The organism is Paenibacillus sp. FSL P2-0136, assembly GCF_037975325.1.
Classification (GTDB): Bacteria; Bacillota; Bacilli; order Paenibacillales; family Paenibacillaceae; genus Paenibacillus_AQ; species Paenibacillus_AQ silagei.
Window position 1 is genome coordinate 5,118,913 of the sequence record NZ_CP150244.1, and the last position, 25,483, is coordinate 5,144,395.

Genomic DNA, 25,483 nt, shown 5'->3' on the forward strand with positions numbered 1-25,483 from the left:
TCCGGCGCAATGTGGTCGGTTTTTCGATTACATTTAGTCCGTATGGCACCGTCCGGCGCAATGTAATCGGTTTTTCGATTACATTTAGTCCGTATGGCACCGTCCGGCGCAATGTAATCGGTTTTTTGATTACATTTAGTCCGTATGGCACCATCCGGCGCAATGTGATCGGTTTTTCGATTACATTCGCCCCGCGCACTACCCAAACAACGCAAAAACAGCACACTCCACAATCTGAAGCGTGCTGCAATTTGCATAACTATTATTCACTTGCCTTATCTGCTAAGCATACCGTACAACGACACGTTCCCCCGCCTGCAGTTCAATACTCACCAGACCGTCCGAATCCGGCTCCACCAATAGGCGGTCTTCTCCGCGCATAATCTCCAGAGGCCTTTCTGCCAGAACCCGGCAGACTCCACCAAGATGAGCGGTAACCTCCGCTTGTCCGAGAACGCCAGCGCTCCAGGTCAGGTTCACCTCATAGCCGCCGCGTGCCCGCAGCCCCTTTACTCTTCCTTCGCTCCAGCTTGAAGGCAGGGCGGGCAGAAGCTCCAGATAACCCTGGTGGGATTGCAGCAGCATCTCGGCAATTCCGGCTGTAGCCGCGAAGTTTCCGTCAATCTGGAACGGCGGATGCGCGTCGAACAGATTCGGATAGACACCGCCGCGTTCATTGTTAACGGCCTCCGGCTGAACCAGCGTCAGCAGGTTCGTGATCAGTTGCTTGGCGCGGTCACCCTGTCTGAATCTGGCCCATAGTCCGATTTTCCAGCCCAAGCTCCAGCCGGTTCCGCCGTCTCCGCGAATCTCAAGCGAGGTTCTGGCTGCTTCATACAGCTCAGGAACTAACTTCTCCGTGATCGATCTGCCCGGGTAGACCCCGACCAGATGGGAGACATGGCGGTGATGCACATCCTCATCCTCCACATCTGCCGACCACTCCTGAAGCCGGCCTCCGGCACCAATCTGCAGTGGCAGCAGCCGCACGCGGGCGGCCTCCAGCTCGGCCGCGAACTCCCCGTCCAGCCCAAGCAATCCGGCAGCAAGGCTGCAGTTCGTGAACAGCTCCGCGATCAGCGACAGATCCATGGTTGCCGCTTCGCTGACGGCATACTTCTTGCCGCCGTCTACGATTTTGTGCTCAGGAGAAGTGGATGGTGAGGTAATCAGGTACCCGTCCGGGTTCTCGATCAGCCAATCCTGGCAGAACAAGGCCGCTTCCTTCATCACAGGATACGCGGTCTCCCGCAGATAGGACAGATCGCCGCTGAAGGCATAATGCTCCCACAGATGCTGGGTAAGCCATACCCCCCCCATCGCCCAGGATGCCCAGACCGGATCTCCGTCGCCGTAGCCGCCAACGGGAGCCGACTGCGCCCAGAGATCGGCGTTATGATGGGCTACCCAGCCGCGTGCGCCATAGTTAATCCGGGCCGTCTCGCTGCCGTTGAGCGCCAGCCTCCGGGTATAGTCAATCAGCGGCTGATGCAGCTCGGACAGATTGCAGATCTCTGCCGGCCAATAATTCATCTCCGCATTGATATTCAGCGTGTAATTGCTGCTCCACGGTGCCCGGGTATCCTGATTCCAGATGCCCTGGAGGTTTGCCGGCTGTGTGCCGGGGCGGGAGCTGGCAATCAGCAGATAACGGCCGTAATGGAACAGAAGCTCTACCAGCCCCGGATCATTGCTGCCGTAGGCGGCAATTCTCTGATCTGTCGGCATGCCCTCCGGAGCCAGGCTCTCTCCCAGATGCAGCTCTACCCGGTCAAACAGCTCCCGGTGGTCGTCAACATGACGGCCAAGCAGCCCGGCATAAGGCTCAATAATGATACGCTGTACCGTTTGCGCAGTCTGCTGCCGCACATCGTAATTCGCCTTCACTGTGCCCGATTCCGCATCGAACGAGGTCGCCGCACTGAAGTATAGAACCGCTTCCGTTGCGCCGGTAACTTGGATACCGTCAGCAGTAGCTTCCAGGCGGCCTCCAGTCTGGACCGCAGCCAGACGGCCGTGGAACTCCAGACTCCGGGGGGACTCTCCACCGTAACGGACCGGCTGATCGACTTCGTAATAATTCGGTGCCACATATTCAGGAGCATGTCCGGTAATCGTGTAGTGCTCCCCGTCTGCTTCCGAACGGTGGCGGAGCGGACTGTCCAGCTTCGCCCGGAAGCTGAGCCGGTGCTCCTCACTGGCCGTTAAACGGACAATGATCGCCTGGTCCGGGTGAGAGGCGAAGACCTCCCGGGTATAGCGGACACCGCCGATTACATAGGAGACGGTACCAACACCCGTGGACAAGTCCAGCTTCCGGCTATATTCCCCGTCTATGGTCTGCCCGTGCTCCATCGTAAGCAGCAGATCCCCGAAGGGCAGGTAGGACTGGGCGTAGGGGCCCATCATTTTTTTGCATAGCTGATCCGCTTCTTCATTCCTGCCTTCTGCAATCAGCGCCCTGACCTCAGGGAGAACCTCGCGGGCCTCCGGATTATTCCAGTCTGTCTTGTACCCGGACCACAGTGTGTCCTCATTCAGCGCCAGACGTTCCTTCTCGATGCCGCCAAAAATCATAGCCCCCAGCCGTCCGTTGCCGACTGGAAGCGCCTCCACCCAATAAGTGGCGGGGGTATTAAATGAAATATTCATTGCGCAGCTTACCTCCATACACCGTAATTTCTAATCTGGCTGAACCCTTAAGTCCTGATAAATCCTGATAACCCTTTCATTATATAGGCATCTGTCAGGAAAGACGAATCCGCAGGCTATATTCCAGAGGAGTGATGAGTGTTACGATGACTTTCTGGCAGCCTTCGGGATAGCTCATCCCGCGGATATCGGCCAGGTGATGCTCATGACAGCCCTGCTCAAGCTCCATCCAGTCCTCCCCTGCACTATAGCGGAGTGTTCCGGCGGTCCAGAAGGAAGCCTTGCTCATCCCCGGCACCGGCGTCAGCGCGGAGCCCTCAAGTCTGCCCTCGCTGCCGAAGAGCAGGACGATCTGGGTCAGCACATCTGCCGGAGACAGCGCTGAGAAATGCAGATCCCAGCCAGCTTCCCACTCGCTTACCTTCACGCAGACACTGCTCGTCTGGTTATGGGTAAGCGGCCGCTCTCCATGAGGCAGCAGATACCACGGGCTGCAAGGCAAGCCGGTCCGGGATGGCAGCTTGTCCGCCGGAATGGTGCCGTAATAGCCCTTTCCGGCTACAGACTCCAGACGATAGCCGCCCGAAATCTCCGTCAGCGTATCCATCGTAATCAGTCCAGGCTCGAAGCTTGAAGCCAGCTGAACCCCAAGCAGCCTTGCCCGGCCATGCCGCAGCGAGAACAGCGAGGAAGCCTCGGTCATCACGCTTACACTGGTCTCTCCGCTGCGCACACGGGCAACAGGAGCGCCGAATTCCGTATGCTGCTTGCTGTGGCGGACAGGCCCGCCGTAGCCGTCCTGACCGATTCGGCCCATCAGCTCCTGACGATTAAACGTGCCATTGATCACCTTGCGGTAGCTGTCCGGCAATTCTCCCGGCGAGACTGAAGCCGCCTGCATCTGCGGATAGAGCAGGAACCCCAGCATAATCTGATTGGGCAGCGAACCCGGATGGATAACCGAGCGGCCTGCCAGCTCCGCAAGAGCAGCGAATTCCGGGTCTCGGTCATGCTCAGCCATCAGCTGGTAGCACAGATAATAGTCAGCCAGCGAGTAGACACTGCCGAAATCCTGCCGCCCAGAGTAATCGGTGACCACCTCACCATCCGGGTGAACCAGGTATTTCATCATCCGCAGATTCTGGCGGACCGGCTCCAGCAGCTCTGGACAGTTCAGATCCTGCGCGGCGTAATAGAGCATAATGTCACTGACCGTATTGTAGATTCCGTTACTCCGCTCCGTCCATTCGCCGTCCGGCGTAATGTCCATCCCCTCCTGAAGCCATTCCCCGGCTCTCGCCTGTAATTCCTCCAGGGCAAATATCCGGTATAAAGACCCCAGCGCGGCAGTCAGCACCCAGCGGTGATTGGGGGTATGCACACCCCCGGTCAGCATCGCCGGAATCGTCCGCACAAGGAAGGCTCGAATCTGATCCGTCACCGGCTGCAGCGGCGGCCAGCTCTGCCGCTCCAGCAGCGTGAGGATATTGGCTAATCCGACCACGACGAACGCCGTATCCGGCGGGGAATGATAATTCGTCCAGCCCGGCGAGATCGTGCCGTCCTCATGCTGGAAGCGCAGCATGAATGCCATCCCCTCATGCAGCTGCTCCAGGAGGACCAGATCCCGGTAGTACCGGGACTGCGGATTCACCAGGGCTGCCGCCCATGCCGCCAGATACTGGGCCGTGCCGGTATGATTCGGCCAGGCTACACCGCTCAGCGGATCACGCACGCCCCCGAAGTACCGGCTCTCCCGGTCACGGATCTGCAGCTCCATAGATTCCTCTGTCCATTTGTCATTAATGTCCGTTATCTTCTTGAACATCTGTCTGCTCACCCTTTCACCGCCCCGGTCATTACACCCGAGACGAAGTATCTTTGCAGCCATGGATAGACGAGCAGAATAGGAACTGTGGCGAACATTACAGTAGCCGCCTTCAGACTCTCCGGCACAACCGTGCTGACCGCGTTCCCCTCCATTCTCATCAGATCGGATACCTGGCTGTTCTGGATCATATGATAGAGCTTAAGCTGGAGCGGATACAGCTCCGGCTTCGTGATATACATCAGCGTATCCTGAAATCCGTTCCATCTGCCGACGGCATAGAACAGGCTTAGGGTAGCAAGCACCGGCATGGATAACGGCAGAATGATACGGATCAGCGTCCCGAACTGGCTGCTGCCGTCAATCTCAGCAGATTCCTTGAGCGCGTCAGGAATACCTGCCAGAAAAGAAATCAGGATAATCATATAGAAGGGGCTAATAAGTCCAGGGAGAACCAGCGCCCAGATCGTATTGAGCAAATGCAGCTCCCGTGTCAGAATATACTCTGGAATAATACCGCCGCTGAAGAACATGGTGACGACAATGAGGAACATGAAGATTTTACGGCCTTTCAGATCCTTCTTCGACAGGGCATAGCCCGCCGCAACCGTCATCATCATGCACAGCGCTGTGAACAGCACCGTCAGGAATATCGTGAAGCCCAGCGAGCGGATCATCGCGGCATCACTGAACACTTTTTTATACGCCTCAATATTGAAGTCCATAGGGAACAGAGTGACTCTGCCCGAAGCAATCGGGACCGTTCCGCTGAAGGAGACCGCGAGAATATGCACGAACGGAATCAGACATGCCAGCACCGATAAGGTTAAGCAGATCACAATCCATGTATCAAACGCCTTGTTAGCTGCTCTTTCATTCATAATGTACACTCCCGATCCAAAGGTTGATTATAGGATACTCTCGTCTGTAAGCTTCTTGGAGATATAGTTCGCCACCAGCAGGAACAGAAGTCCGACCACCGCCTGGAACAATCCAACCACCGTAGCCAGCGTATACTGCCCCGATTCCAGACCGATCCGGTAGACAAAGGTACTCAGCACATCCGAGTATTCCATAACCGCAAGGTTACCGATCACGAACGGCCGCTCGAAGCCAATCGAGATCATGTTGCCCAGATTAATGATCAGCAGCGTAACAATCGTCGGCTTGATCCCCGGAATCGTAATATGCAGAATGCGCTTGATTCTTCCGGCCCCATCGACCTCCGCCGCTTCGAACAGCTCTTTATTAATGCCCGCGAGTGCCGCCAGATAGAGAATCGTCCCCCAGCCTGCGCTCTGCCAGACACCAGTCAGCAGGTACGTGATCAGCCAATAATTTTTGTCAGAGAGAAAAGGAATGGCATCCAGCCCCAGGCTCGTTAACAGGTTGTTAATCATCCCGGACTGCTGGCCAAAGAGCTGGTACACAATCCCGCCGATGATTACCCAGGAAATAAAATGCGGAATATACAGAATCGTCTGAGACAGCTTCTTGAACCAGACCACCTTCAGCTCAAATAGCATAATGGCAATAATCAAGGGGGCGGGAAAAGAAACAATCAAATCCAGAAAGTTCAGCATCAACGTGTTGCGTAAGGTTATATAAAAGTCCTGATTCGCAAATACCTCGCGGAATCCGTCAAGACCAATCCATTCACTGCCACCAATGCCTTTGAAAAAGTTGAAGTCCTTGAACGCAATCTGCACACCATACATTGGACCGTATTTGAAAATAATAAAGAACAGCATGGGTAAGACCAGCAATGCGTACATCTGCCAATTTCTGCGGAAATAACGGGTGTATCCCACAACAATTCCTCCTCCACTGTGCCCTTGAGGCTGTAAGGGGAAGCAGCCAAGACCGGCAGCCCTGCCGCTCCCCTCCCTCACGGACCTCGAATTCAATTATTTCTGCTCGCTGTAGGCAGCCTTCCGTTCATCCAGAATGGCCTGTCCGCCGCTCGACATGTAGTCCTTCAGCATACTCTCATAGGTGACTTCGAATTCACCAGGGGGGACCATTGTAGCTTTCACCATTAGCTGCTTGATTTTATCGCTAAGTGTCGTGCCGTATTTGCTCTCGGCCTCAATCGGACGGCTGGTGAACACCGGCTCAATCGGGTTAGTGGTGGAAATCGTCAGTGATTTCGCGATGATGTCCTGATACTGGGTGCGGAAGCTCTTCACGAAGGCCTCATTATTCTTCTCCTGGCTCTCAAAAATCCGTCCGTTCGCAATAATCCCGATATCCCCGCCGCCAGACAGCTTGTTCGAGGATTCGACAGACAGATCCGGAATGGAGACCGGCACGCCGTCTTCCAGCTTGTAATGCTCGCCTTCAATCCCGTTCTGGATATATTGCAGATGACCATCTGCAGACATCCAGTCCAGATACTTCATAGCTTCCACCGCATGCTTGCTGGACTTCGGAATCATGATATACATCCCGTTCGGAGCAGATACCGGCTTGGCCGTCTTCCCCTCGCTGTTCGTGAACGGATCAATGGCGCTCAGCACAGCCTTCGGGTTATTCTTCGTCAGAACATCATAAGTACCGTCAGGGTAGAAGATCGCATCGTTATCATCGCTGAATGCGCCCACAAGCCCGTTCCCGATATTCTGTGTAAGGGTCTCTTTATTCTCATCCAGGGCAAAGTCCTTGCTGATCAGCCCTTCGTTATACAGCTTGTTCATATATTGAATGGCATCCTTGAATCCGGGCAGCAGAATCGGGTAGTCCCGGGAGCTGAGATTCTGCGTAAGCTCAAAGCGCTCCTGCTCAGTAACCGGCTTGATGAAGGACCAGACCAGCGAATCATACTGCGCCGCTGCAATCGTCATGCCCAGAGGAATCACCTTGCCGCCGGTTTCACCCGGATCTTTGGTCTTGAAGGCGGTCAGTGTATTATATAGCTCCTCTGAGGTAGCCGGAACGGGAAGCCCCAGCTTATCCAGCCAATCCTGACGGATGAAGGAAGCATATTTACCTATCGTAGAGCGTTTGGCGGGAATGCTATACTGGACGCCATCGTATTGACCGTAGCGCAAAGTATCCTCGCCAAGGAACTTGGTCAGGTTCTGTCCGTGTTCTTGCAGCAGCGGAGTCAGATCCGTCAGCCCGCCTTGCTCGGCATATTTGTTGAAGGTCCCGGAATCATAGGTGAAGACGATATCAGGAACATCGGTTCCGCTGGCCATCAGGACATTAAGCTTAGTCACTTCTTCCGAGCGGGGGATAGGAACGAATTCCACATTAATATTGTTAGCCTTTCCGAAATTCTCTTTAACATAATTGGTGAGGAAATTATCGGATGCCGTAACACCGGCCGGCGCATTACCACGGTCAAAAATTTCGATCTTCAAGCTGCCGGCTGGCGCTGCACCGTTGCCGCTTGCTTCACTGGAATCTTTAGACGAGCATGCAGACAATACCATGGATGACATAAGAACCGCTGAGAGACCGAGAGCCAACCTTCTTTTACCGTTATCATTTGTCATATTCCCTATCACCTATCCCTTTCGATTTCTGATTTCAATCAGCCTGTTGTCTCTGTATGATGCTTACGGCTTGACCATGTGATGAATTATTACATCGTTTGCGGAATTCGACAATATACATGTTTCTTATTGATTTTTCATGAAAAACCCAATGAAATTGCAGCATTTTTCATTCTGAATATACAATTATCGCAGGAATGCTTCACGAAAATCGTATTCATTAACCTAAATATCTAACTCATATATAACTAATCATGTTATGTATTTACCACCCATTGCACCAGACCTCCCACAATAATCAAAAAAAGCGCAAACCCGGAATCTGTTGAAGCCGGATTTACGCAGTGCTTATTCATCTTTATGGAGCTTCGATTTGCGGTAATCCCCCGGGGTCATGCCCGTAATACGCTTGAAGACCCGTCCGAAGGTAATGGAATTAGCATATCCAATCTGCAGGGCAATATCCTGTATGCTCTCTGAAGTCGTCTCCAGCAGTTCCTTGGCCTTCATCAGCCGCAGCTCTGCGAGAAAGTCCACAAACTTCATATTGAATTCTTCCTTGAACAGGTAGCTGGCGTATTTCGCAGAGATCTGGAACCGCTCGCTCAGATGATTCAAGGACAGATCAGGATTCGCATAATGCTCTTCTATATAATGCTTAACCTCGGTAATCATCACCCGGTGGCTCTTCAGCTCATTGACCGACACATAGACATGGTAGGTTTCATTCAGCCAGCCGGTCAGCAGCTCCCGGATCTCTTCAAGATTGGTGCTGCCCCGGATGCGTTCCCGCAGACCGCCGCTCCATGCTGCCGCGAGCTGACGGTCCAGCGTCTCCGCTATCCCCTTAAGCTCCTGCTCCAGCGCCTGGAGCAGTACTTCCAGCAGCATATAGATCTCTTCGTCCTTCAGGCGGTCCTTGCGGAAGGAATCGAAGATTTCGTCCAGCCGGATTCGCCAGTTCTCGCCCGACAGGCGGAATTCACGGACCAGCTGGGTGAAGCTTCCGAAGTATTTATAGCTCTGCAATCCGGAATCGTCCTGCTGATCCATTTGGACTGCAGCAATATCTGTTCCCAAGGCCAGCCTGTGACTGAGCACCTCAGCCGCTGCCGCGTAAGAATCACGGATCTCCCGCCAGTCCCGGACGACCGTACCCACTCCGAAGGTCAAGGATACCCGCAGATTATCCATAATCCAGCGGTGGCAGTCTCTTGCCAGCTCCAGCATCGTATCACTGTCATCCTTCACCGGCTGGAACCGGAAGCCAATAATCATCCCCAGCCGCTCCCCGCTGATCCATTCGGCCCAGGCCTGAAGCTGCTTATCTGCCATCAGATCCCCCAGTACATTGGTTAAAGCGAATTTCAGCAGGTTCTGATCCTGAGCAGGCAGCGCATGCCAGTCCTTCTCCCGGTTCAGCTCGGCTGTGAATACAACGAACGCTTCGAACTCCCTGGTGCCCTCGAAAGGGTCCAGCGTCTCCAGCCGCTCTGCCGCATCCTCCAGCCTCTGCCCGCTGAGGAAATCCAGGAATAGCTCCCGGCGCTGAATAACCAGATTCTCATAACGTTCCCGCTCATAGTCGGTAGTGATCTGCACCAGCCGGTCCAGCGCGTTATGCATCAGGGCCAGCTCATCGGAAGCTACGCCAGGAGCGGCGTCCTGGGCCGCAGGCTGAAGTCCTTGAATCCGCACCATCAGTTGATGGATGGGCCGGTAATTCCGCCGGGTGATGTAGATGATATACACTACGCCCAGCGCAATCGTCAGCAGCCCGAGAATGAACCAGACGTAGGAGATCACCGAGATCCAATCGAATAAGCGCCCGGCCCGGAGTCCGCTCTCGAAGGTCCACCCCAGATTCTTCGCCTCGACCTTCGAGAGCGTTCTGTTATTCTCGCCGTCTGCGGCCGGAGCAGAATCATAGATCGGTGTCCCCGAGACATCCTTGATCCGCAGGAAGGACAGTTCTCCACTCGTCAAGCTGTCCACTAGACGCTCTACGCGGTACACACTGACATTAATAACAATATAACCGTCGGAGCCCCATGGAATCGGCAGCCTGCTGGCCAGGCTGATCACCGGGCGCAAGTCCTTAGAGTTCCTGGGCTGAACCATCCGTACAGCGCTCCACCCCTGTTGCTGCTTATTCTTATTCGCAGAGAGCTGCTGCAAATATTCTGCCTCCAGCCCTTGGCCCTGCCCCGGATTCACGTATCCGCTCTGGCCCAGCATCAGCTTGTCCTTGTTACGGTAGACATAGATTGAATCAATCAGGCTGAAGCGTTCGGATAGACGGTTCATACTTTGCACAATTTCATACGAGCTGCCTGCCGGTGAGTCCGTGCCGGAGGGCGCATCCAGGAAGTCATTATAGGAATAGTTATTTCCGATCTCCTGCAGCACCCCCAGCTCTATCTCATTCAAGGTCCGCTCCACCGTATCCGCCACATAGCTGGTGGATACGTAGTTAGCCTTCTCCGTCTCGCTGCGGGACAGCTCCGTAATGACCATGAAGGCCAGGAAGATTAGAACAGTGACTACAAGCAGGAAGACAGGGAAGTATGAGAATAGCATCCGACTATACCAACTGCGCTTCATAGAGCTTCCCCCTTCTTCTTATTCAGACTGCTGCTTACTTGAAATTGAGCTTACCTTGTACAGCAGCAATGCGCCGAGCGCGGCGCTGACCGTACAGGAGAAATACATCAGTCCCGGTCCGCCGGTCTCCAGCAGATACCCGTTCAGCAGATTCCCGGCAATGCCACCAAGACCGACAAACACCATATTGAACAGACTTTGTCCTGTGGCTTGCAGCTCTTTACCCGTAATGGAGGCCACATATTCTACGGCTGCAATGTAGAAGAAACCAAAAGACATGCCGTGCAGCGTCTGGACACCTATCATAACACCGGGAACAGGAATGAGCCATTGGATCGCCCAGCGGAGCATGTAGACAACGGAGGCCAGCATCAATGTTTTCTCATAGCCGTGCTTCTTCAGGACTCTTGCGGCCACGAGCATTGCCGGAACACTGGTAATGGAAGCAATCATCAGGGCGATGCCTGACCACGCGAAGCTCCCGCCCGCCATCTGGAAGGTCAGCACAAAGAAGGAGTTGAAGGCCGTAAGCGTCTGGTTCACCAGAAAACAACCGGCGAGAAATAGCAGAAAGACCCGGTTACCCAGCAGTTGCCTGATTCCGCTGGTGAACGTTACATGCTGCGCCCGCCGCTCCACATTCACGGGAATGGTCATCACGAGGATAAGAGCAAGCAGATTGAAGAGCAGGAAGGGAATCCACAGCTCGGTGACCCCCATCCAGTTCAGATACAGTCCGCCGAAGTACCCTCCCAGCGCCGTGCCGATACTGCCGAACAGCCGGATGGTCCCGAACGAGGTGCCTGCGGCTGAAGCTGCATTCACTGCATAAGCGTCGGCAATCGGCGTCTGGGTGCTCTGAAAAATCGTATACAAGCTGTATACCAGCACAATGACGACAAGCCATTTTACATTGTAGAGATAGACTATGGTGCCGGGAACAATCAGGGTAAGCATCAGTACCAGTCTTGTTCGTTGATAGCGGTCCACCAGAATTCCCCATAACGGCTGAAACAGAATCGCCAGCAAGGTGCCGAATGCCATCATCACTCCAATCCTCTGGCTCGTCATGCCCTGATGAACCAGAAGAGAGGTGACATACGGGTTGAAGCTGCCCCCGGCCAGACCTGTGAACAGATACAGACCGCGCATCTTCAGCAGGACCTCGCTCTCCTTGCTGCCTACAGAGAATCTCATTATACTTGTTCCGCGTCTCATATTCATAGCCTCAATTCTGCCCGGTTCCTGCGCTCAGCCTGCTTCGGGCCGCCGCCGCAGCACCTATCGCTCCCGCCTGATTGCCGAGCACCGCCTGCCGGATAGTTAAGGATTGCTCAGGAGTATACCGGCTGACCCGCGCTGCAACCTCCTGCACATAGCCCGGGTTCTTCTCCACAACACCACCGCCGAGAATGACCAGCTCCAGATCCAGCGTAATCGCTATATTCTTGACCGCCGCCGCCATCTGTTCATACGCATGATCCAGCAGCGCCAGTGCCGTCTCATCCTGCTGCTGCGCGGCTGCAAATACATGCTCCGCCCGGACCGCATCGCCCTGCGCCAGCTCCCGGATCAATGAACTGCTGTTATTCCCGTGCAGCCTGGCCGCCGCCTTCGCCCCGATTCCCGTGCCGGATACCTCCATCTCAAACGGGCCGAACTCACTGTACTCCGGATCGGCAGCAGCATGAACCGCTCCCGGCTCAACGATGAGATAGCCAATCTCACCCGCAGCGAAGCTGGCTCCCCGGTAGAGCTGGCCGTTCAGGAACAAGGCGCTGCCCACACCAGTACCGACCGTGATCATAATGAAATGCTCAGATCCGGCAGCCGAGCCTGCTGCATACTCGCCCATAGCTGCCATATTCACATCATTGTCCAGCACCACCAGTCCGGGATAATAAGCGGCAATTACCGGACGAATATCCATGGTTGCAGGCCAATTGAGCGCCGGTGCGCTGGTCAGTGTGCCGGTACGTTCATTCATGACTCCAGGGAACCCGATGCCCACTCCCTTCAGAGAAGCGAGCGTAGTGCCGTTACGCTTGCAGAGCTGCTCCAGTTCGGCGAATAACCAGCGGAAGAACACCTCCGGCTCCCGGCTCAGCTGCGTTTCCACCTTGTACTGTTCAAGCACCGTTCCTACTTCATCTGTGAGGCATAGCAGTGTCTTGGTGCCGCCAACATCAATTCCGGCAGTTAACATATTCATCTAGGATTCCCCCGTCATTCTATAAAATATAAGCTTATGCTCCTTATGCCCGCATCTCACGAAAAGCCAATTGGACCGCGGTCTGGACCGCTCCAAGTACCACATCCTTGTCCCCGTGGCTGGAAGCAGCCAGCCGGGGCTTCCGGTGAAGCCCCCCGAGCCGGGATTCCAGCCTCTCCAGCAGGATATCCCCATGGCTGCCCAGTTCGCCTCCAAGGACCACAGTCGTTGGAGCCATCACGGTACAAATGCTGCCCACCGCCTCTGCAAGCAGATTGCAGTAGGCCTCGATAATAGCCAGTGCAAGAGGCTCGCCTCTGCGCACTGCATCCCATATCTGTGCTGCCGTTCCTCCAGGTGTAGACAGCAGATGCGCTGTATCACCTGCGCCTGTATATTCTTTTGCCATCTGGTTGGCCAGTTGCCTTAATCCGTCTGTAGACAACACATCCTCCAGCCTGCCTGCGCTCAGCATCAGATTGGCTAGTTCGCCTGCACCGCCGCCAAGCCCCCGGTAGATCTCCCCATGAATAATGAGGCCGCCCCCGGTTCCTGCGCCGATGGAGAAGTACAGCAGAGAGCCGCTTGCCGCCATCCCCGAAGAGGTATACTCTGCCAGAGCGGCGAGGTTGACATCATTCTCCGTCACGACAGGCACGGGGATCAGCCGGGCCAGATTAGCCCTCGCGAGCACCGCTTCACACCCGTGCAGCGGGGCAACCAGGTCAGACACGCTACCATCTGCCGGGTCCACCACGCCTGGAATGCCGAAGGCCGCCGCCCGCAGCTTCTCCCGGGAGATCCCGGAATCCGCAAGCAGTCCCTCTATACTCTGAACCAGGAAGTCTTGACACACCGCCACTGTCAGCCCGCTATCCGGCATAGACAGCTGCTTGTAATAGCAGATCTCTCCACTCATATCCGCAAGTGCTATCCGCAGGCTGCTCCCCCCCACCTCTGCCCCTAGGGTATAGAAGCATTTCGGGTTGAATTCCACCAGAGTCGCTTTGCGGCCCTGGGTGTTCTCCGCTCTGCCGGTCTCTCTGACCAGTCCCCGTTCTATAAGATGAGCAATGGCCGAGGATACCGTAGGCTTGCTTAAGCCGGTATACCGGCTAAGATCCGCTCTGGATTGCGGTCCGCCACCGATGATCCGGTCCAGAATCAGAAATTCATTCAGATTGCGCATGACCTTGGGGGTCCCGGCCGTTTGAATTCTCACGATTCATACTCCGTTCTATATATAGTTAATTAAGTTTACTAACTTAATGTATAGTCTAATATACAGTCTTTCGGGCGATTTATCCAGCCCCTCTTTCCTCATCTCCCCCTCTCCCAAAACACGAAAATTCCCGATCCTCCTGCGGATCGGGAATGAGTGCCGGGCTAATTCAGCATTTTCTCCATATGCAGCACTTTGTGGAAGCCGGCCTGAGCGGAGAACAAGCGGGTATTCTGTACCTTGAAGGTCCGGAAGCCCACCCGCTCATACAGCTTCTTCGCCAGCGGATTCGTATCGACAACCTCCAGCATCACCTTACTGCGGTCCGCCTCCCGGGACCACGCGAAGACGGCCTCCAGCAGCCGGGTTCCGACGCCCAGCCCTCTGGCCTGCTCGGACACTACAAGCGGATCGATATGCACTGCATTAGAGGGGGTATTGCCATTGAGCAGGCGGTAGAAGCCATAAGCTGCGTAACGCCAAGCGCCGCCGAGCACACCGAAGGTCTGTCTGAGCGAACGGTAGCTCAGCATCATGAAGAAGCCATCGCCTGTCTCCAGACCGGCAAAGCCTACGACCCTTCCCTCATACACCGCGTACAGGGCGTTGTCATAACGCAGGCAGCGGCTCAGCACCTCCACAATATCCTGCTCTTCACGGGAGAAGATCCATATTCCACTGAATTTCAAGGTGAAAGCCTGATAGTATAGCCTGGCGACCTCACGTTTCTGTTCTTCATCCAAGCGGTCTACGATCTCTACTTGCAGTGTTGACATACAGGTTCCTCCTTATTGTTCCACTCCAGATTCTATCCACCTTAGGGAACCAGCCCGCTTCACGGTTACCTGCTGTCCCCTTGCCCTGTTCTGCCAAAGCCTTGGAGGACTGTATTTACCAGAAGCTTCGGAGCGTCATTCTTCGCCAGATTCCCCTTCTGGATCTCCTGCCAGGCAACGAACAACAGATTATACATGACCGTGATGATCCAGTGGGCGGGCATTCCGGTATTCAGCAGACCGCGTGCCTGCCAGCCCTCCACCGCTTCACGCAGCGGCTGCTTGATCCGTGCTTCCTCGGCTACAATATGCGGATTCTCGTCCACTGAGGCTGCAGAGCTGAGAAAAGACACCTTGCCGCCCAAAGGAATCAGCACCTCGAACACTTCCGTCAGGAACGGGAGCATATCATGCTCCTCTGCGGTAACTCCCCCGAGCGCTTCTTCCACCAGCCCGATCGCATTCAGCGCCAGCGCATCCAGCAGCAGCTCCCTGGTAGAGAAATACCGGTGCAGCGTCGCAATACCGATCCCTGCGTGATCCGCGATCTCCTGCAGCGTAGCCGTCGGCTTCATCGCCAGCAGCTCCGTCGATGCATCCAGAATGGCCTTCCGTTTGGTATCTTTAACACTGGTTTTCATGAATATAGGCCTGCCTCTGCTGTAGGATGAGTGATATTTCAGTTAACATAATGATACTTTAATTATTATAATGAGATGTTTATCTATCATTTAAGTTTATTTTATACCGGGAGGTGGGTGGTGTCAAATTGTTCAAGGCCAAAGTAAAAACCCCCTCAAGAAAAGCTGAACGCTTCGTAAGGAGGTGACTTTTTCCTCCACAGGGGAGGTTTGTTATCTATGGATTATCTTCTTTCATTCACACCGAGCTGTTCCTTCAATGCATCCTGCAGAATCCGTGAGTAATTCACGTTATTTGTTGCTGCGAGGTCATCCAGCCATTTGGGAATAGTTAGTGTCTTTTTCACGGAACGTTCTGATATGGAACTCCGGTAAGGTGGCATGAACACCTCGATTAGAGCAGCCATTTTCCCCGTTCCTGCTGTGAGTTTATTGAGCGCATCAATACCAGAGGGAGCAGGAATCAAGTCGCCGTCTTCCTCCATCCCAAATAGGTGCAGCGCGAGACAATCTTTGGCCATTTGGAACGCTTCGTCTATATTTTGACCGCAAGTAATTGCACCAGGAAGATCAGGGAATTCTACAGTAATTCCATCTTCGTCTTGTTCAAAGGTCGCAAAATAACGGTAAAATTTTACTTTATCCTTCATTTGAATGATCTCCTTTCGCTGGAACTATTGAAGTCCTGCCTGCTTGAGGATACTTATGATGGTTTTCTTCGGCAGATCTTTGTTGGGATGTGGAATGGTAACCTTGCCCGACTTGACTGGATGTTTGTATTGATAGTGGTCGCCAGTCGCCCGGATATAATACCACCCGTCTGCTTCGATCATTTTTATCATTTCTCTTGAAGAATAACCCTTCATAGTATAACCATCCTCCTTCATCAAGGATAATACGTATGAAAGCACGTGTCAATGGATGAATATAAGCCTTAATCATATTTAAAAACCCCTTAAAAAGCTCATTAATCTTCTTAAGAGGTTTGATTGTACCACACAGGTTACTTCTCTTGGCACTCCATCCGCAGCACATGGAACGACTTGGGCTCAAGCTCATACACCATCGAGTTCGCGGTCTCAAGCGGCACACTAGAAGGAGCGATGTTGCGCGGAGCCTCAATAGAGTTCACTTCCGCTTCCTGTCCCTGCATGACATAAGCCACTCCGCTTCCGGTCAAGGACAATGCTGTCTCCAGCTCCACCTGAACGGTACGGTCCTGCGTGTTCACCAGCTTCACGTACAGGACTTGCTGCCCCTCATCATAAGAAACAGTGTAAGGAATCTCCTCCTGGTCATGTACGGTCTGCAGCACCTTTGTTCCCATCAGCGTACTGTACATCTGCTGGACATAGTAGCTTGGTGTACCGTAGCTGTTCTCGCCATCGAACCAGATCATATCCGGCGACCACTGGGCGTAGCCAAGTCTGGCGAACAACGGAGCATAAGAGGCCAGCACGACGATGTCGGCATTGCGCTCAAGTCCTGTCAGGAATGCGGCTTCTGCCAGCGCAGCGCCCCAGCTGTTGAAGTGCGGCGAATTCATCCCGTTGCCATAGTGACCCGCATATTCTCCAGCGAACACCTTGATCTCCCTCGGATACTCATCATAGAAATGCACATTCTCGCACAGCCATTCCGGCTTCACATAATAATGCTCATCGATAGCGTAGACGAAGTTCGGATTACCCGCAGCCCGCTTACGGTAATACTCCCACGCCCGGGTATAGTTGTCCGAGCTGACATCCGGCCCCGCAGACCCGATTAGCTGCACAGATGGATACTTGGCATGAATCGCCTGCTCGAACAGATCGTACCGGGTGAAAAAGTCTGCATGCTCCGTCTCCCACTGCTCATTGCCGATTCCAATCATCTCCAGACCGAACGGCTCTGGGTGACCCATCTCACTCCGCAAGTGGCCCCACGGTGAATCCACCGGTCCGTTGGCGAATTCCAGCAGGTCCAGCGCATCCTGGATATACTCCTGGAAATCTTCATCGTGTACGCCCACATGCTCAGTAGACTGGAACTGGCAAGCCAGCCCGACATTCAGCACCGGAATCGGCCGCGCTCCCAGATATTCACACAGCAGAAAATACTCATAAAACCCGATCCCCAGACTCTGATTATAGTGGCTGTACTCGCTCGTGTACTGATTCTCTTCATGATTGCCGTGCAGCGCCCAGCGGCTGCTGTTATTCTTGCGCTGCTCGGCAGCGCCCACACTCCGCTTCCATTGGTAGCGGTTCTCCAGGGTATAGCCCTCAACAATACACCCTCCGGGGAACCGCAGGAAGCCTGGCTTCATCTCCTCCAGCAGCCCGACCAGATCCCGGCGGAACAGACCCAGCACCGCGTCGGAGGGAATCATGGAGACGAAGTCGAAGCAGACCGTACCCGGAGCATCCAGCCGGATGACGAAATCCCCATACGACACAGGCTCATTGCAGCTAAGCTGCGCTGTATAGCGTGTCCACTCTTCCCCTACCGCTGTCGCGATGACAGCCTGCGCCATAACCGTACTATTTTGCTCAACCGAAACTTCAATGCCGCCTGCATAACCCTCCGCTCTGGCATAGAAGGATACCTCATACGATAGTCCCTGCTTCAGAGAGACTCCATCATAGGCCTTATTGGTAAAAGCGTTCTGCATCTCCCCGGCGGTAAACGCCAGGTAATGAGGATTCACCTCATTCTGCGGATGCTCCATCTCAATCTTCAGCGTGGCCCCGCTGGCCTCTGCAGGATATGCCGTCCAGCCGTAGAGGCCGTTATAGCTCTCGCTGTAGCTCCCCCTGTCGCCCTGCGCCTTCATGAACTCAAAGGAACGGTTCTCAATCATCTCGGCATGCAGCCCGCCGTCCAGACCATAGTTGATATCCTCGAAGAACAGCCCAATCATCCCCTTGGATATCGATACAGCGGGCTTATCTGTAATTTGTAGTTTCATTTATTTCCCCTCCGCCACTTTCCCTTGTCTGTATTTCTTCCAGTTCTCTCTATCCACGCCTACAAATAAGAAATAATCTCAGACGTAATGCTGCTGTCGTAGCGGTCGGAGATGCCGAAGTCCATCTTTTTATATGTCCATGCGGCCCGGCCGATCTTGTATTGCTCGAACACTCCATGTACATCCTTATACCAGTTCACCACGCTCTGCGAAGGAGCTTGCTCAATGACGCCGTATTCCCCGCAGTATAGATAGACGTTCCGCTCAGCGGCGACATCGATAGCGTTCTGAATCAGGCTGGTCATGTATCCTGGACCCATCTCGCTGATACCCTCTGCATGAAGCCCCGAGCCAAAAGCGCCAATGGCCGCCGAAGTGCTGCGGTAGTTCTCCAGGTCACCCGGATAGTCCTTGCTGCTCTTTGGCATCTGCTCCACCCAAGCCGCACGCTGGTGTGTGAACAGGAACGGCTCATAGAAGTGGAAGGTGTAGACGATATTCTCATCAAAAGGCTGATCCAGCAGCTCCAGCGTATGCACGCTGTTCCACTGGATGCCGCCGATGACGATTTTGGTCTCCGGTGCATGCTTGCGGATCTCCGTAATCGTCCGGTGGGCCAGCGCATTCCAACGGCTGCTGTCCTTCTCCACAATCTCATTCAACAATTCAAAAGCCACAGTATCCTTATAACCGGCATACCGGCTGGCAATCGATGTCCACAGATTCAGGAACCGCTGCTGGAGCGCCGGATCATCGAACAGGGAATTCTCGGCCACGCTGTTGAAGGAGAAGCCCGGCGTCTTATGCAGATCAATAATAAGATTCAGCCCATTAGCAGCACACCAGCGGATACAGTTGTCGATATGCTTGAACCCGGCGTAAGCCTCTGCATTCCCTGTATCCTCTATCACTTCATAATCCACCGGCAGCCGGACATGGTCCAGGCCCCAGGAAGCAATGGTCTCGATATCCTTCTCCGTAATGAAGCTCTCATAATGGGCATGCTGATACGGACACTGGGACAGCCAGCCTCCTAGATTCACACCTCTGGTATAACCCGTCCATTCTTTCATCACGATCATCCTCTCCGGCCTCAGCCTTCATTGTAAGCTCTTACTTCTACCTGTCTTAAGCATAGATAAACCCTGGCCGCAGAACAATTACACATCGTGCGTAAGTACTAACATATTGTGCAATCTCCCTTTGCAAGGCAGCCTGTTTGCTTTTACAATAGATCTATCTGCTATGCGGGAGGCTCCTATGAACATACACAATATCGGCTACAACCACAGCCATGACGCGGACTTCATCATTAACCGGCCCCAGGGCTCGGGAGACTATATGCTATTGCTGCTGAAGACCCCGGCCATCTTCACTTTGAAGGGAGAGAGCCGGGTGACAGGGCCGGACTCCTTCATCCTGTACAGCGAGCATACTCCTCAGCTCTACCGGGCATACGGGCCGCAGTTTACCAATGACTGGTTCCATTTCCGGCTGGACAATTCTAGCGATGAAGCCCTGCTGGAGCGGCTGGCGATCCCCAGGGATGAAGTCATCCCGATTGGCGACCTGAATGAATTGTCGATCATCATTAACCATTTGTGCTATGAGGTGTATTCCGAGAACCCGCATAAGAACGAGACCATCGAATTATATCTGCGCTTATTCTTCATTAAGCTGAGCAACCGGATTCATTCTACCCAGAAGGAAGTCGGCAACACGCACTTCAACAAGATGTCCGTCATCCGCACCAAAATCTTCAACCAGCCCTTCCTGAACTGGACCATCGATGGGCTGTCCCACGAGTTGACCATGAGCCGCTCCTGCTTCCAGCACCTGTATAAAGATTACTTCGGCGTAAGCCCGATGGCCGACGTTATTGCCAGCCGGATCGAACATGCCAAATACCTGCTCACCACCACAGACATGTCCGTCAAAAAAATCGCAGAAATGAGCGGCTACGCCAGCGAGATCCACTTCATGCGCCAGTTCAAGCAGCAGTTGGGCCAGACGCCCACCCAGTACAGGGAGCACAAAATAAAGCCAGACCGCTGATAAGCAGTCTGGCTTTATTTTTAGTGATATTCCAAGAACTCAAGACGATTCCCAAAAGGGTCGTTTACATAGAAGCGCTTAACGCCTTCATCCGCCCTCGCTTCATCATTCGTGACTTGAATGTTATTCTGCAGCAGGTACTCACACAACTCATTCAAGTGCTGTACATGAAATGCCGGATGCGCTTTGGTTGCGGGAACAAAATCCCGTTGCACCCCGATATGTACTTGATGCGTCCCACATTGGAACCAAACCCCGCCACGCTTTTGCAGCAATTCCGGTTTGGGAATCTCCGTCCAGCCTAACAACCCATTGAAGAATCTCCGGGCCTCCGCTTCACAGCCTTCCGGGGCTGCCAGTTGTACATGGTCTAGACCATAAAAATTGTAAGCCATACCTCTTCCTCCTCAAAAGTTTCATCTAATGAAACTTAATTTCATAATATAATTCTATATTATAGTAATTCGCAATATAAATCTATAAAAAACAGCCCCCTCTAAGGCGGACTGCTTCATAACTTAAAGCTTATAGATAGCAGAAGTATAGCGCACAGATAATTTAAATCTTATATAAAGTAACTTCATAGTCTGCAAAAACCTTCCCGATCATCTCCTCCACCACACTCCACTCCCCGTTCGCCAGCCCGCAGCCAATGTTGTAAGGGAGAGCTACAGACAGCCCCTTGGCCTGCGCTTCGGTCTTCAGTGTGGTTAGCGCTTGCTCCAGCGCAGCATAATCGGTATACCGGATTTTGCTTCTTCCATAGTTAAGCTGGCCGAACAGATTCGCCGTGTACTTCGCGCCCGTCTGCACCAGCTGGCAGTGTCCAAGCAGCTCGTCAGGCGTGTACTGGTCACAGTATTTTTTATACTCAGGATATAAGTTCGGATAGCGGTCCCGCAGAATCTTCGCAATCCCCGACCCCATCACCCCCTGACAATTCACCTGGTGCCCTAGAATATCTTCACTGGCCTCTAATAGATCGCCGTTTACGATTTGGATGGTCATGGTTCTCTCCTTGTTGTTGTGACTTTGGTGTTTGGCAGATAGATTGAACTTAAGGATGTCCGTTCCGGGATAGTCGTGACTCCAGAGAATGTTTGGCCTTCCGGCCGCTGTTGTCCCCGGATTTCTTAATTTGAACTATATTAGCAGTAGAAATCCGGTGACAAAGGCGGACGCTACCGCTCCTCCAGCTCCAAAATTCTCCTCCGTCACTCTTCCCTATCCGAATAGTTTCAAGTTCAATCTATCTCATTCTTGTATTTAGAATTATATCAGTTCCTTCTATATGAATCCTCCGCCCCCTACTACACATACCACTTCCGTTGCGCCTCATACATCGTCCGGTACTCGCCCTCTATGCTCATTAGCTGCTCATGCGTGCCGTCCTGCACGATCCTTCCAGCCTTCATCACGAGGATTCGATCCGCGAGCTTCACGGAGCCTAACCGGTGGGACACGAGGACTGCGGTTTTATCCCGGCACAGGGCGGCGAAGTCGTTATACAGACGGGTCTCCTCCAGGGGATCTATGGCCGCCGTAGGTTCATCCAAGATCATATAATCGCTGTCGCGGAACAATCCGCGCGCAATCGCTACACGCTGCCACTGGCCGCCGGATAGATCCGTGCCCCCGAACTCGCGTCCCAGCATCGTATCTAGCCCTCTCTTAACCCCTTCACCGGATAAAAGCACCCCGGCCTCCTCGCACACGGATACTATTGCGGAATCATCTGCTAGTTTAGAATATTGGCTGATCCGCACATTCTCCCGGAAGGTCTCATTATACTTGCGATAATGTTGAAAAACAGCCGACGTTCGCTCATAGCTAACCCGCGAAGCCTCCACGTTCCCGTACCACACTTCCCCTTCCGTAGGCGGGTATAATCCCAGAATGATGCGGCACAGCGTGGTCTTCCCGCTTCCATTCTCGCCTACAATCGCCAGCGTCTGCTTGTTCGGAATGATCAGGTCGATCTCCTCAACCGCATTTCGGGTTGCCAGCGGATAGCGGAACCGGACAGCTTTTAGCTCAATATCACTGTCTGCAGGCCTTGGTATGTTGTTGGTCCTCTGAACAGGTTCGTCGATGAAATCCAGAAAATTCTCAGTAGACCCGATATTCTCCGTAGCCCAGGCGATTCTCTCGGTGATCAGCTTGTTCATGAACCGGTATAGACTGCCAATCGAAGCCAGCACCGCCGCAAAAGCTCCAATCGAAATCTCCTGCCTCATCACAGACACAAACAGCATATACACAATCAGGCCGTAGCCCATAACCGTCACTATATTCAGAATGAGCTGCACGAGATGCTTGCGTACCTGCGTCCGAAGTACAATAGCGTTCAACCGTTGCAGGGCAGAGGTATACAGATTCTCGAAAAATGCAGTAGCCCCCAGCAACCGGGTCTCTGAGAGATACGCTTTGTCCGTCAAGCACCGTTCATAGTAGTCACTTTCCCGCCGGATCGGGGCAGATGCCGCCTCCAGATTCTTGAATGCTGACATCAGCACCCATTGAGAGAGCATCACCGGAACGAATACGACGACAATACTTAGCGCAAGCACTGGCTTGAGCGTGAACAGATACCACCCGATGAACACGAAATAAGTCGTATAGTAGAACAGAATGTCCAGTAAGGTCGTCCCGATCCAGATCAGCTTGCCGCTCCCGTTCACAGCCTTGTGGATATAATCCAGCCGCTTCGTGTCCTCGAATTCAGAGACCTGTAACGAATCTACTCTCTTAAAAATCATCAGATTCAGGTGCTTGCCCACGCTTAGCCCGTAAATCTCCTCATAACAGTTCCCTAGTCCATCCATGACATGATAGAACAGATACACAAGCGCCAGAATGCCCAAGGAAAAGAGAATCATTTTGAAGTCTATTCGATCTGTAGCATAAGCAGCAGCCGCATCCAGAAACCTCTGCATAAATAACACCTGAAGCACCCAGGAGACCGCCTGGAGCAAGGCAATGCCGATATACGTATAAGACATCCCGGGATTCACCTGGAATAAAAGCCGCAGGCATCTGACCCCGTTCCTCAGGAACCCCTGCCCCTGTATTCTATCCATGCTGCACCTTACTCTCTGCCTCATACCACGACTTCTGGCTGGCGAACATCTTCCGGTATATCCCGTCCGGCTGTTCCAGCAATTGCTCATGGGAGCCCTGCTCCGCAATCCGCCCGCTACGCACCACCAGGATCTCATCCGAGATTCTCGCAGCGCCCAGCCTGTGGGTGATGTATATGGTGAACCGGTCTGCGCGGATGCTGCTGAACATTTCATATAGTCTGCTCTCTTCTATCGGGTCCAGGGCAGCCGTAGGCTCGTCCATGATATGGATGGCAGAATTAGAATACAACAGTCTGGCTATCGCCAACCGTTGCCACTGTCCGCCGGAGAGGTCCAGGCTGTTCTTTTGGATTTTGCCAACATAAGTATTGAGACCGGATTCCAGCCCCTGGACCATCTCACCCAGATTCATCTTGCTTATACTGTGACTGATTCGCTCTTCATCCTTCTTCAAGATATTCCCCAACCGGACATTATCCTGGATCGTCAGCGCGTACCTGGCGTAATTCTGGAAGACCACTACGATGATGCTTTTCAGCTCCGGATAGCTGTACTCCCGCAGATTCTTATGATTAATGAATATTTCGCCCTCGTAGTTATCGTACATCCCCGTGAGCAGTTTGATCAGGGTGGACTTACCGGCCCCGTTCTCCCCGACAATGGCATAGCTCTTCCCGCTAAACATGGTGAACGAGCATTGATTCAATATGTATCTCTCCGTATCCGGGTAGCGGAAGCTCACCTGCCTGAATTCCAGCGATTGAAAAACGAAGCCGCCCAACTCCACAGGTAGAGCAGCAGCATCCTTCTTCTCACTGAGTCCGGCAAAAACAGAGAAGTCCTGCAGATACTCCTTCATCCGCGCATGCTCCTGCATCGTCTCGGCTAACTGCCAGGACATCCTCTGCACGAGACTGAAGATCGCGGTCACCAGCGAGATGTACAGGCCAATCGTTAGCTCACCCAAGTGCAGTGCAGGTAACAGCAAGGCCACTATAATGATGCCGATCAGCAGGGCGATGATCGAGCCGCTTTTCAGATGAATGAAGCTTCGGATCTGTATCTTCTTCTCCACCGCGTACGTCTGATCATACAGCTTGTCGTACCGGTCCCTGAGCGCCGGACTATACCCGAATAAACTGCGCTCCTCCGCATCCTCCCGGCTGGTCAAAATATTGGCTATATCCGCACTCCTCCTCCGTATCCGCTGCGCATCCATCCCCAGCACATAATTCGCCTTGCCCGTCTTCATGGCGATATAGAACAAAGGCACCGCAACCAGCACAATCACAATCCCCGTAATGAACGTGGACGACATAACAATCACAAGCAGCGAAGCGGTTCCGATCAGCAGATTCAGTCCACTCATCATATTGTTGAACCCGCCCATGAAATGACCCACCGGATCTCCGCACACCCTATGGATTAACTCCGAGGTCTCCTTATTCTCAATATGCTGGTACGCAAGCCGCGCCTGCTTCAGCACCATCTCCCGCTTTAGCCGCACATTCAGCCGATTGCGCCCCGTCAGCTCAACCAGCTGCATCAGGCTGGGAAGCAGATGAGTGACGATCACATAACCCATAATCAGCGCAAGCGGCCTATAGATGAACGAATACTCCGCCCGGCCATTCACAATATCGGTCGCCGTATTAATGAAATAAGCCATCACCAGCGTCTGATAAGCAGGCATCAGAGCATCCACCAGCATATACCCCACCGCCGCCACCGTCTGCACCGGAATCACCCGAAGCGGAATCCCGATCAGATCGAATACTGTATATTTTCTTGAAGTAAGCATGTGATCTCCTTGTTGGAATGAATGATATTAGGGACGAATCACAATAGGAAAACTCGCAAAGCGTGCCCTAATTCATAGTATCATTTCCATACGGGAGGAATAACCTGTCAGATTATAGGGGTTAGTCTTTCAAACTAATGCAAAGAGCTGCCGGGAATC

General features: G+C 53.4%; 20 protein-coding genes. 1 reads left to right on the forward strand and 19 read right to left on the reverse strand.

The genetic code is table 11. From position 1 onward, the window contains the following. Nucleotides 1–282: 282 nt before the first annotated feature. The 15 genes from NYE26_RS21655 to NYE26_RS21725 all read right to left on the reverse strand — a co-directional run bounded on the left by NYE26_RS21655 (nucleotide 283) and on the right by NYE26_RS21725 (nucleotide 19,458). The gene (locus NYE26_RS21655; RefSeq protein WP_339250049.1) at nucleotides 283–2,652 is read right to left on the reverse strand and encodes a glycoside hydrolase family 95 protein; all 2,370 of its coding nucleotides are present in this window, start codon (nucleotides 2,650–2,652) and stop codon (nucleotides 283–285) included. A 94-nt stretch (nucleotides 2,653–2,746) separates the two neighbouring features. Further along, entirely contained in the window at nucleotides 2,747–4,480 is a 1,734-nt protein-coding gene (locus NYE26_RS21660; protein WP_339250051.1) for a hypothetical protein, read from the reverse strand. An 8-nt stretch (nucleotides 4,481–4,488) separates the two neighbouring features. Continuing rightward, a complete protein-coding gene (locus NYE26_RS21665) occupies nucleotides 4,489–5,361 on the reverse strand; it encodes a carbohydrate ABC transporter permease (protein ID WP_209877530.1) in 873 nt (290 codons plus the stop codon). A gap of 27 nt (nucleotides 5,362–5,388) precedes the next feature. Continuing rightward, on the reverse strand, nucleotides 5,389–6,255 hold the full coding sequence (locus tag NYE26_RS21670; RefSeq protein WP_051477937.1) for an ABC transporter permease subunit: 867 nt from the start codon (nucleotides 6,253–6,255) through the stop codon (nucleotides 5,389–5,391). Between the two features lie 132 nt (nucleotides 6,256–6,387). After that, nucleotides 6,388–7,980 (reverse strand): extracellular solute-binding protein, encoded by a 1,593-nt coding sequence (locus NYE26_RS21675; RefSeq protein WP_339250053.1) that lies wholly within the window; start codon nucleotides 7,978–7,980, stop codon nucleotides 6,388–6,390. Between the two features lie 348 nt (nucleotides 7,981–8,328). Further along, the gene (locus NYE26_RS21680; RefSeq protein WP_339250055.1) at nucleotides 8,329–10,584 is read right to left on the reverse strand and encodes a helix-turn-helix domain-containing protein; all 2,256 of its coding nucleotides are present in this window, start codon (nucleotides 10,582–10,584) and stop codon (nucleotides 8,329–8,331) included. An 18-nt stretch (nucleotides 10,585–10,602) separates the two neighbouring features. Beyond that, nucleotides 10,603–11,781 carry an MFS transporter gene (locus tag NYE26_RS21685; RefSeq protein WP_339250057.1) on the reverse strand — a complete coding sequence of 393 codons (1,179 nt, stop codon included), beginning with the start codon at nucleotides 11,779–11,781 and terminating at the stop codon, nucleotides 10,603–10,605. Between the two features lie 31 nt (nucleotides 11,782–11,812). Further along, complete coding sequence (locus tag NYE26_RS21690; protein WP_339250059.1) at nucleotides 11,813–12,796, reverse strand: ROK family protein; 984 nt, start codon at nucleotides 12,794–12,796, stop codon at nucleotides 11,813–11,815. A gap of 43 nt (nucleotides 12,797–12,839) precedes the next feature. Then, entirely contained in the window at nucleotides 12,840–14,018 is a 1,179-nt protein-coding gene (locus tag NYE26_RS21695) for an ROK family transcriptional regulator (protein ID WP_339250061.1), read from the reverse strand. A 164-nt stretch (nucleotides 14,019–14,182) separates the two neighbouring features. Further along, a complete protein-coding gene (locus NYE26_RS21700) occupies nucleotides 14,183–14,794 on the reverse strand; it encodes a GNAT family N-acetyltransferase (protein WP_339250062.1) in 612 nt (203 codons plus the stop codon). 65 nt (nucleotides 14,795–14,859) lie between these two features. After that, a complete protein-coding gene (locus tag NYE26_RS21705) occupies nucleotides 14,860–15,435 on the reverse strand; it encodes a TetR/AcrR family transcriptional regulator (RefSeq protein WP_339250064.1) in 576 nt (191 codons plus the stop codon). A 224-nt stretch (nucleotides 15,436–15,659) separates the two neighbouring features. Next, a complete protein-coding gene (locus NYE26_RS21710; protein WP_209988406.1) occupies nucleotides 15,660–16,085 on the reverse strand; it encodes a type II toxin-antitoxin system HicB family antitoxin in 426 nt (141 codons plus the stop codon). A gap of 24 nt (nucleotides 16,086–16,109) precedes the next feature. After that, entirely contained in the window at nucleotides 16,110–16,301 is a 192-nt protein-coding gene (locus tag NYE26_RS21715; protein ID WP_339250066.1) for a type II toxin-antitoxin system HicA family toxin, read from the reverse strand. A 137-nt stretch (nucleotides 16,302–16,438) separates the two neighbouring features. Next, on the reverse strand, nucleotides 16,439–18,385 hold the full coding sequence (locus NYE26_RS21720) for an alpha-L-arabinofuranosidase C-terminal domain-containing protein (protein ID WP_339250068.1): 1,947 nt from the start codon (nucleotides 18,383–18,385) through the stop codon (nucleotides 16,439–16,441). A 59-nt stretch (nucleotides 18,386–18,444) separates the two neighbouring features. Beyond that, a complete protein-coding gene (locus NYE26_RS21725; protein WP_339257576.1) occupies nucleotides 18,445–19,458 on the reverse strand; it encodes a cellulase family glycosylhydrolase in 1,014 nt (337 codons plus the stop codon). A 187-nt stretch (nucleotides 19,459–19,645) separates the two neighbouring features. Between NYE26_RS21725 and NYE26_RS21730 the strand changes: the two genes are divergently transcribed. Then, nucleotides 19,646–20,440: a helix-turn-helix transcriptional regulator gene (locus NYE26_RS21730; RefSeq protein ID WP_339250070.1), complete on the forward strand. Its 795-nt coding sequence runs from the start codon at nucleotides 19,646–19,648 to the stop codon at nucleotides 20,438–20,440. A 20-nt stretch (nucleotides 20,441–20,460) separates the two neighbouring features. On the opposite strand, the gene NYE26_RS21735 is transcribed toward NYE26_RS21730, so the two are convergent. The 4 genes from NYE26_RS21735 to NYE26_RS21750 all read right to left on the reverse strand — a co-directional run bounded on the left by NYE26_RS21735 (nucleotide 20,461) and on the right by NYE26_RS21750 (nucleotide 25,324). Beyond that, nucleotides 20,461–20,835 (reverse strand): VOC family protein, encoded by a 375-nt coding sequence (locus NYE26_RS21735; protein WP_339250072.1) that lies wholly within the window; start codon nucleotides 20,833–20,835, stop codon nucleotides 20,461–20,463. A gap of 163 nt (nucleotides 20,836–20,998) precedes the next feature. Beyond that, nucleotides 20,999–21,448 (reverse strand): macro domain-containing protein, encoded by a 450-nt coding sequence (locus NYE26_RS21740; RefSeq protein WP_339250074.1) that lies wholly within the window; start codon nucleotides 21,446–21,448, stop codon nucleotides 20,999–21,001. 302 nt (nucleotides 21,449–21,750) lie between these two features. Then, on the reverse strand, nucleotides 21,751–23,520 hold the full coding sequence (locus NYE26_RS21745; protein WP_339250076.1) for an ABC transporter ATP-binding protein: 1,770 nt from the start codon (nucleotides 23,518–23,520) through the stop codon (nucleotides 21,751–21,753). Next, nucleotides 23,513–25,324 (reverse strand): ABC transporter ATP-binding protein, encoded by a 1,812-nt coding sequence (locus NYE26_RS21750; RefSeq protein WP_339250078.1) that lies wholly within the window; start codon nucleotides 25,322–25,324, stop codon nucleotides 23,513–23,515. Before NYE26_RS21750 ends, NYE26_RS21745 begins: the two co-directional genes overlap by 8 nt. Nucleotides 25,325–25,483: the final 159 nt, after the last annotated feature.

Bases quoted from the DNA above. Each gene is read 5' to 3' on its own strand.
- NYE26_RS21655 (WP_339250049.1), bottom strand. From the start codon at position 2,652: ATGAATATTTCATTTAATACCCCCGCCACTTATTGGGTGGAGGCGCTT.
- NYE26_RS21660 (WP_339250051.1), bottom strand. From the start codon at position 4,480: ATGTTCAAGAAGATAACGGACATTAATGACAAATGGACAGAGGAATCT.
- NYE26_RS21665 (WP_209877530.1), bottom strand. From the start codon at position 5,361: ATGAATGAAAGAGCAGCTAACAAGGCGTTTGATACATGGATTGTGATC.
- NYE26_RS21670 (WP_051477937.1), bottom strand. From the start codon at position 6,255: ATGTACGCATTGCTGGTCTTACCCATGCTGTTCTTTATTATTTTCAAA.
- NYE26_RS21675 (WP_339250053.1), bottom strand. From the start codon at position 7,980: ATGACAAATGATAACGGTAAAAGAAGGTTGGCTCTCGGTCTCTCAGCG.
- NYE26_RS21680 (WP_339250055.1), bottom strand. From the start codon at position 10,584: ATGAAGCGCAGTTGGTATAGTCGGATGCTATTCTCATACTTCCCTGTC.
- NYE26_RS21685 (WP_339250057.1), bottom strand. From the start codon at position 11,781: ATGAGATTCTCTGTAGGCAGCAAGGAGAGCGAGGTCCTGCTGAAGATG.
- NYE26_RS21690 (WP_339250059.1), bottom strand. From the start codon at position 12,796: ATGAATATGTTAACTGCCGGAATTGATGTTGGCGGCACCAAGACACTG.
- NYE26_RS21700 (WP_339250062.1), bottom strand. From the start codon at position 14,794: ATGTCAACACTGCAAGTAGAGATCGTAGACCGCTTGGATGAAGAACAG.
- NYE26_RS21705 (WP_339250064.1), bottom strand. From the start codon at position 15,435: ATGAAAACCAGTGTTAAAGATACCAAACGGAAGGCCATTCTGGATGCA.
- NYE26_RS21710 (WP_209988406.1), bottom strand. From the start codon at position 16,085: ATGAAGGATAAAGTAAAATTTTACCGTTATTTTGCGACCTTTGAACAA.
- NYE26_RS21715 (WP_339250066.1), bottom strand. From the start codon at position 16,301: ATGAAGGGTTATTCTTCAAGAGAAATGATAAAAATGATCGAAGCAGAC.
- NYE26_RS21720 (WP_339250068.1), bottom strand. From the start codon at position 18,385: ATGAAACTACAAATTACAGATAAGCCCGCTGTATCGATATCCAAGGGG.
- NYE26_RS21725 (WP_339257576.1), bottom strand. From the start codon at position 19,458: ATGAAAGAATGGACGGGTTATACCAGAGGTGTGAATCTAGGAGGCTGG.
- NYE26_RS21730 (WP_339250070.1), top strand. From the start codon at position 19,646: ATGAACATACACAATATCGGCTACAACCACAGCCATGACGCGGACTTC.
- NYE26_RS21735 (WP_339250072.1), bottom strand. From the start codon at position 20,835: ATGGCTTACAATTTTTATGGTCTAGACCATGTACAACTGGCAGCCCCG.
- NYE26_RS21740 (WP_339250074.1), bottom strand. From the start codon at position 21,448: ATGACCATCCAAATCGTAAACGGCGATCTATTAGAGGCCAGTGAAGAT.
- NYE26_RS21745 (WP_339250076.1), bottom strand. From the start codon at position 23,520: ATGGATAGAATACAGGGGCAGGGGTTCCTGAGGAACGGGGTCAGATGC.
- NYE26_RS21750 (WP_339250078.1), bottom strand. From the start codon at position 25,324: ATGCTTACTTCAAGAAAATATACAGTATTCGATCTGATCGGGATTCCG.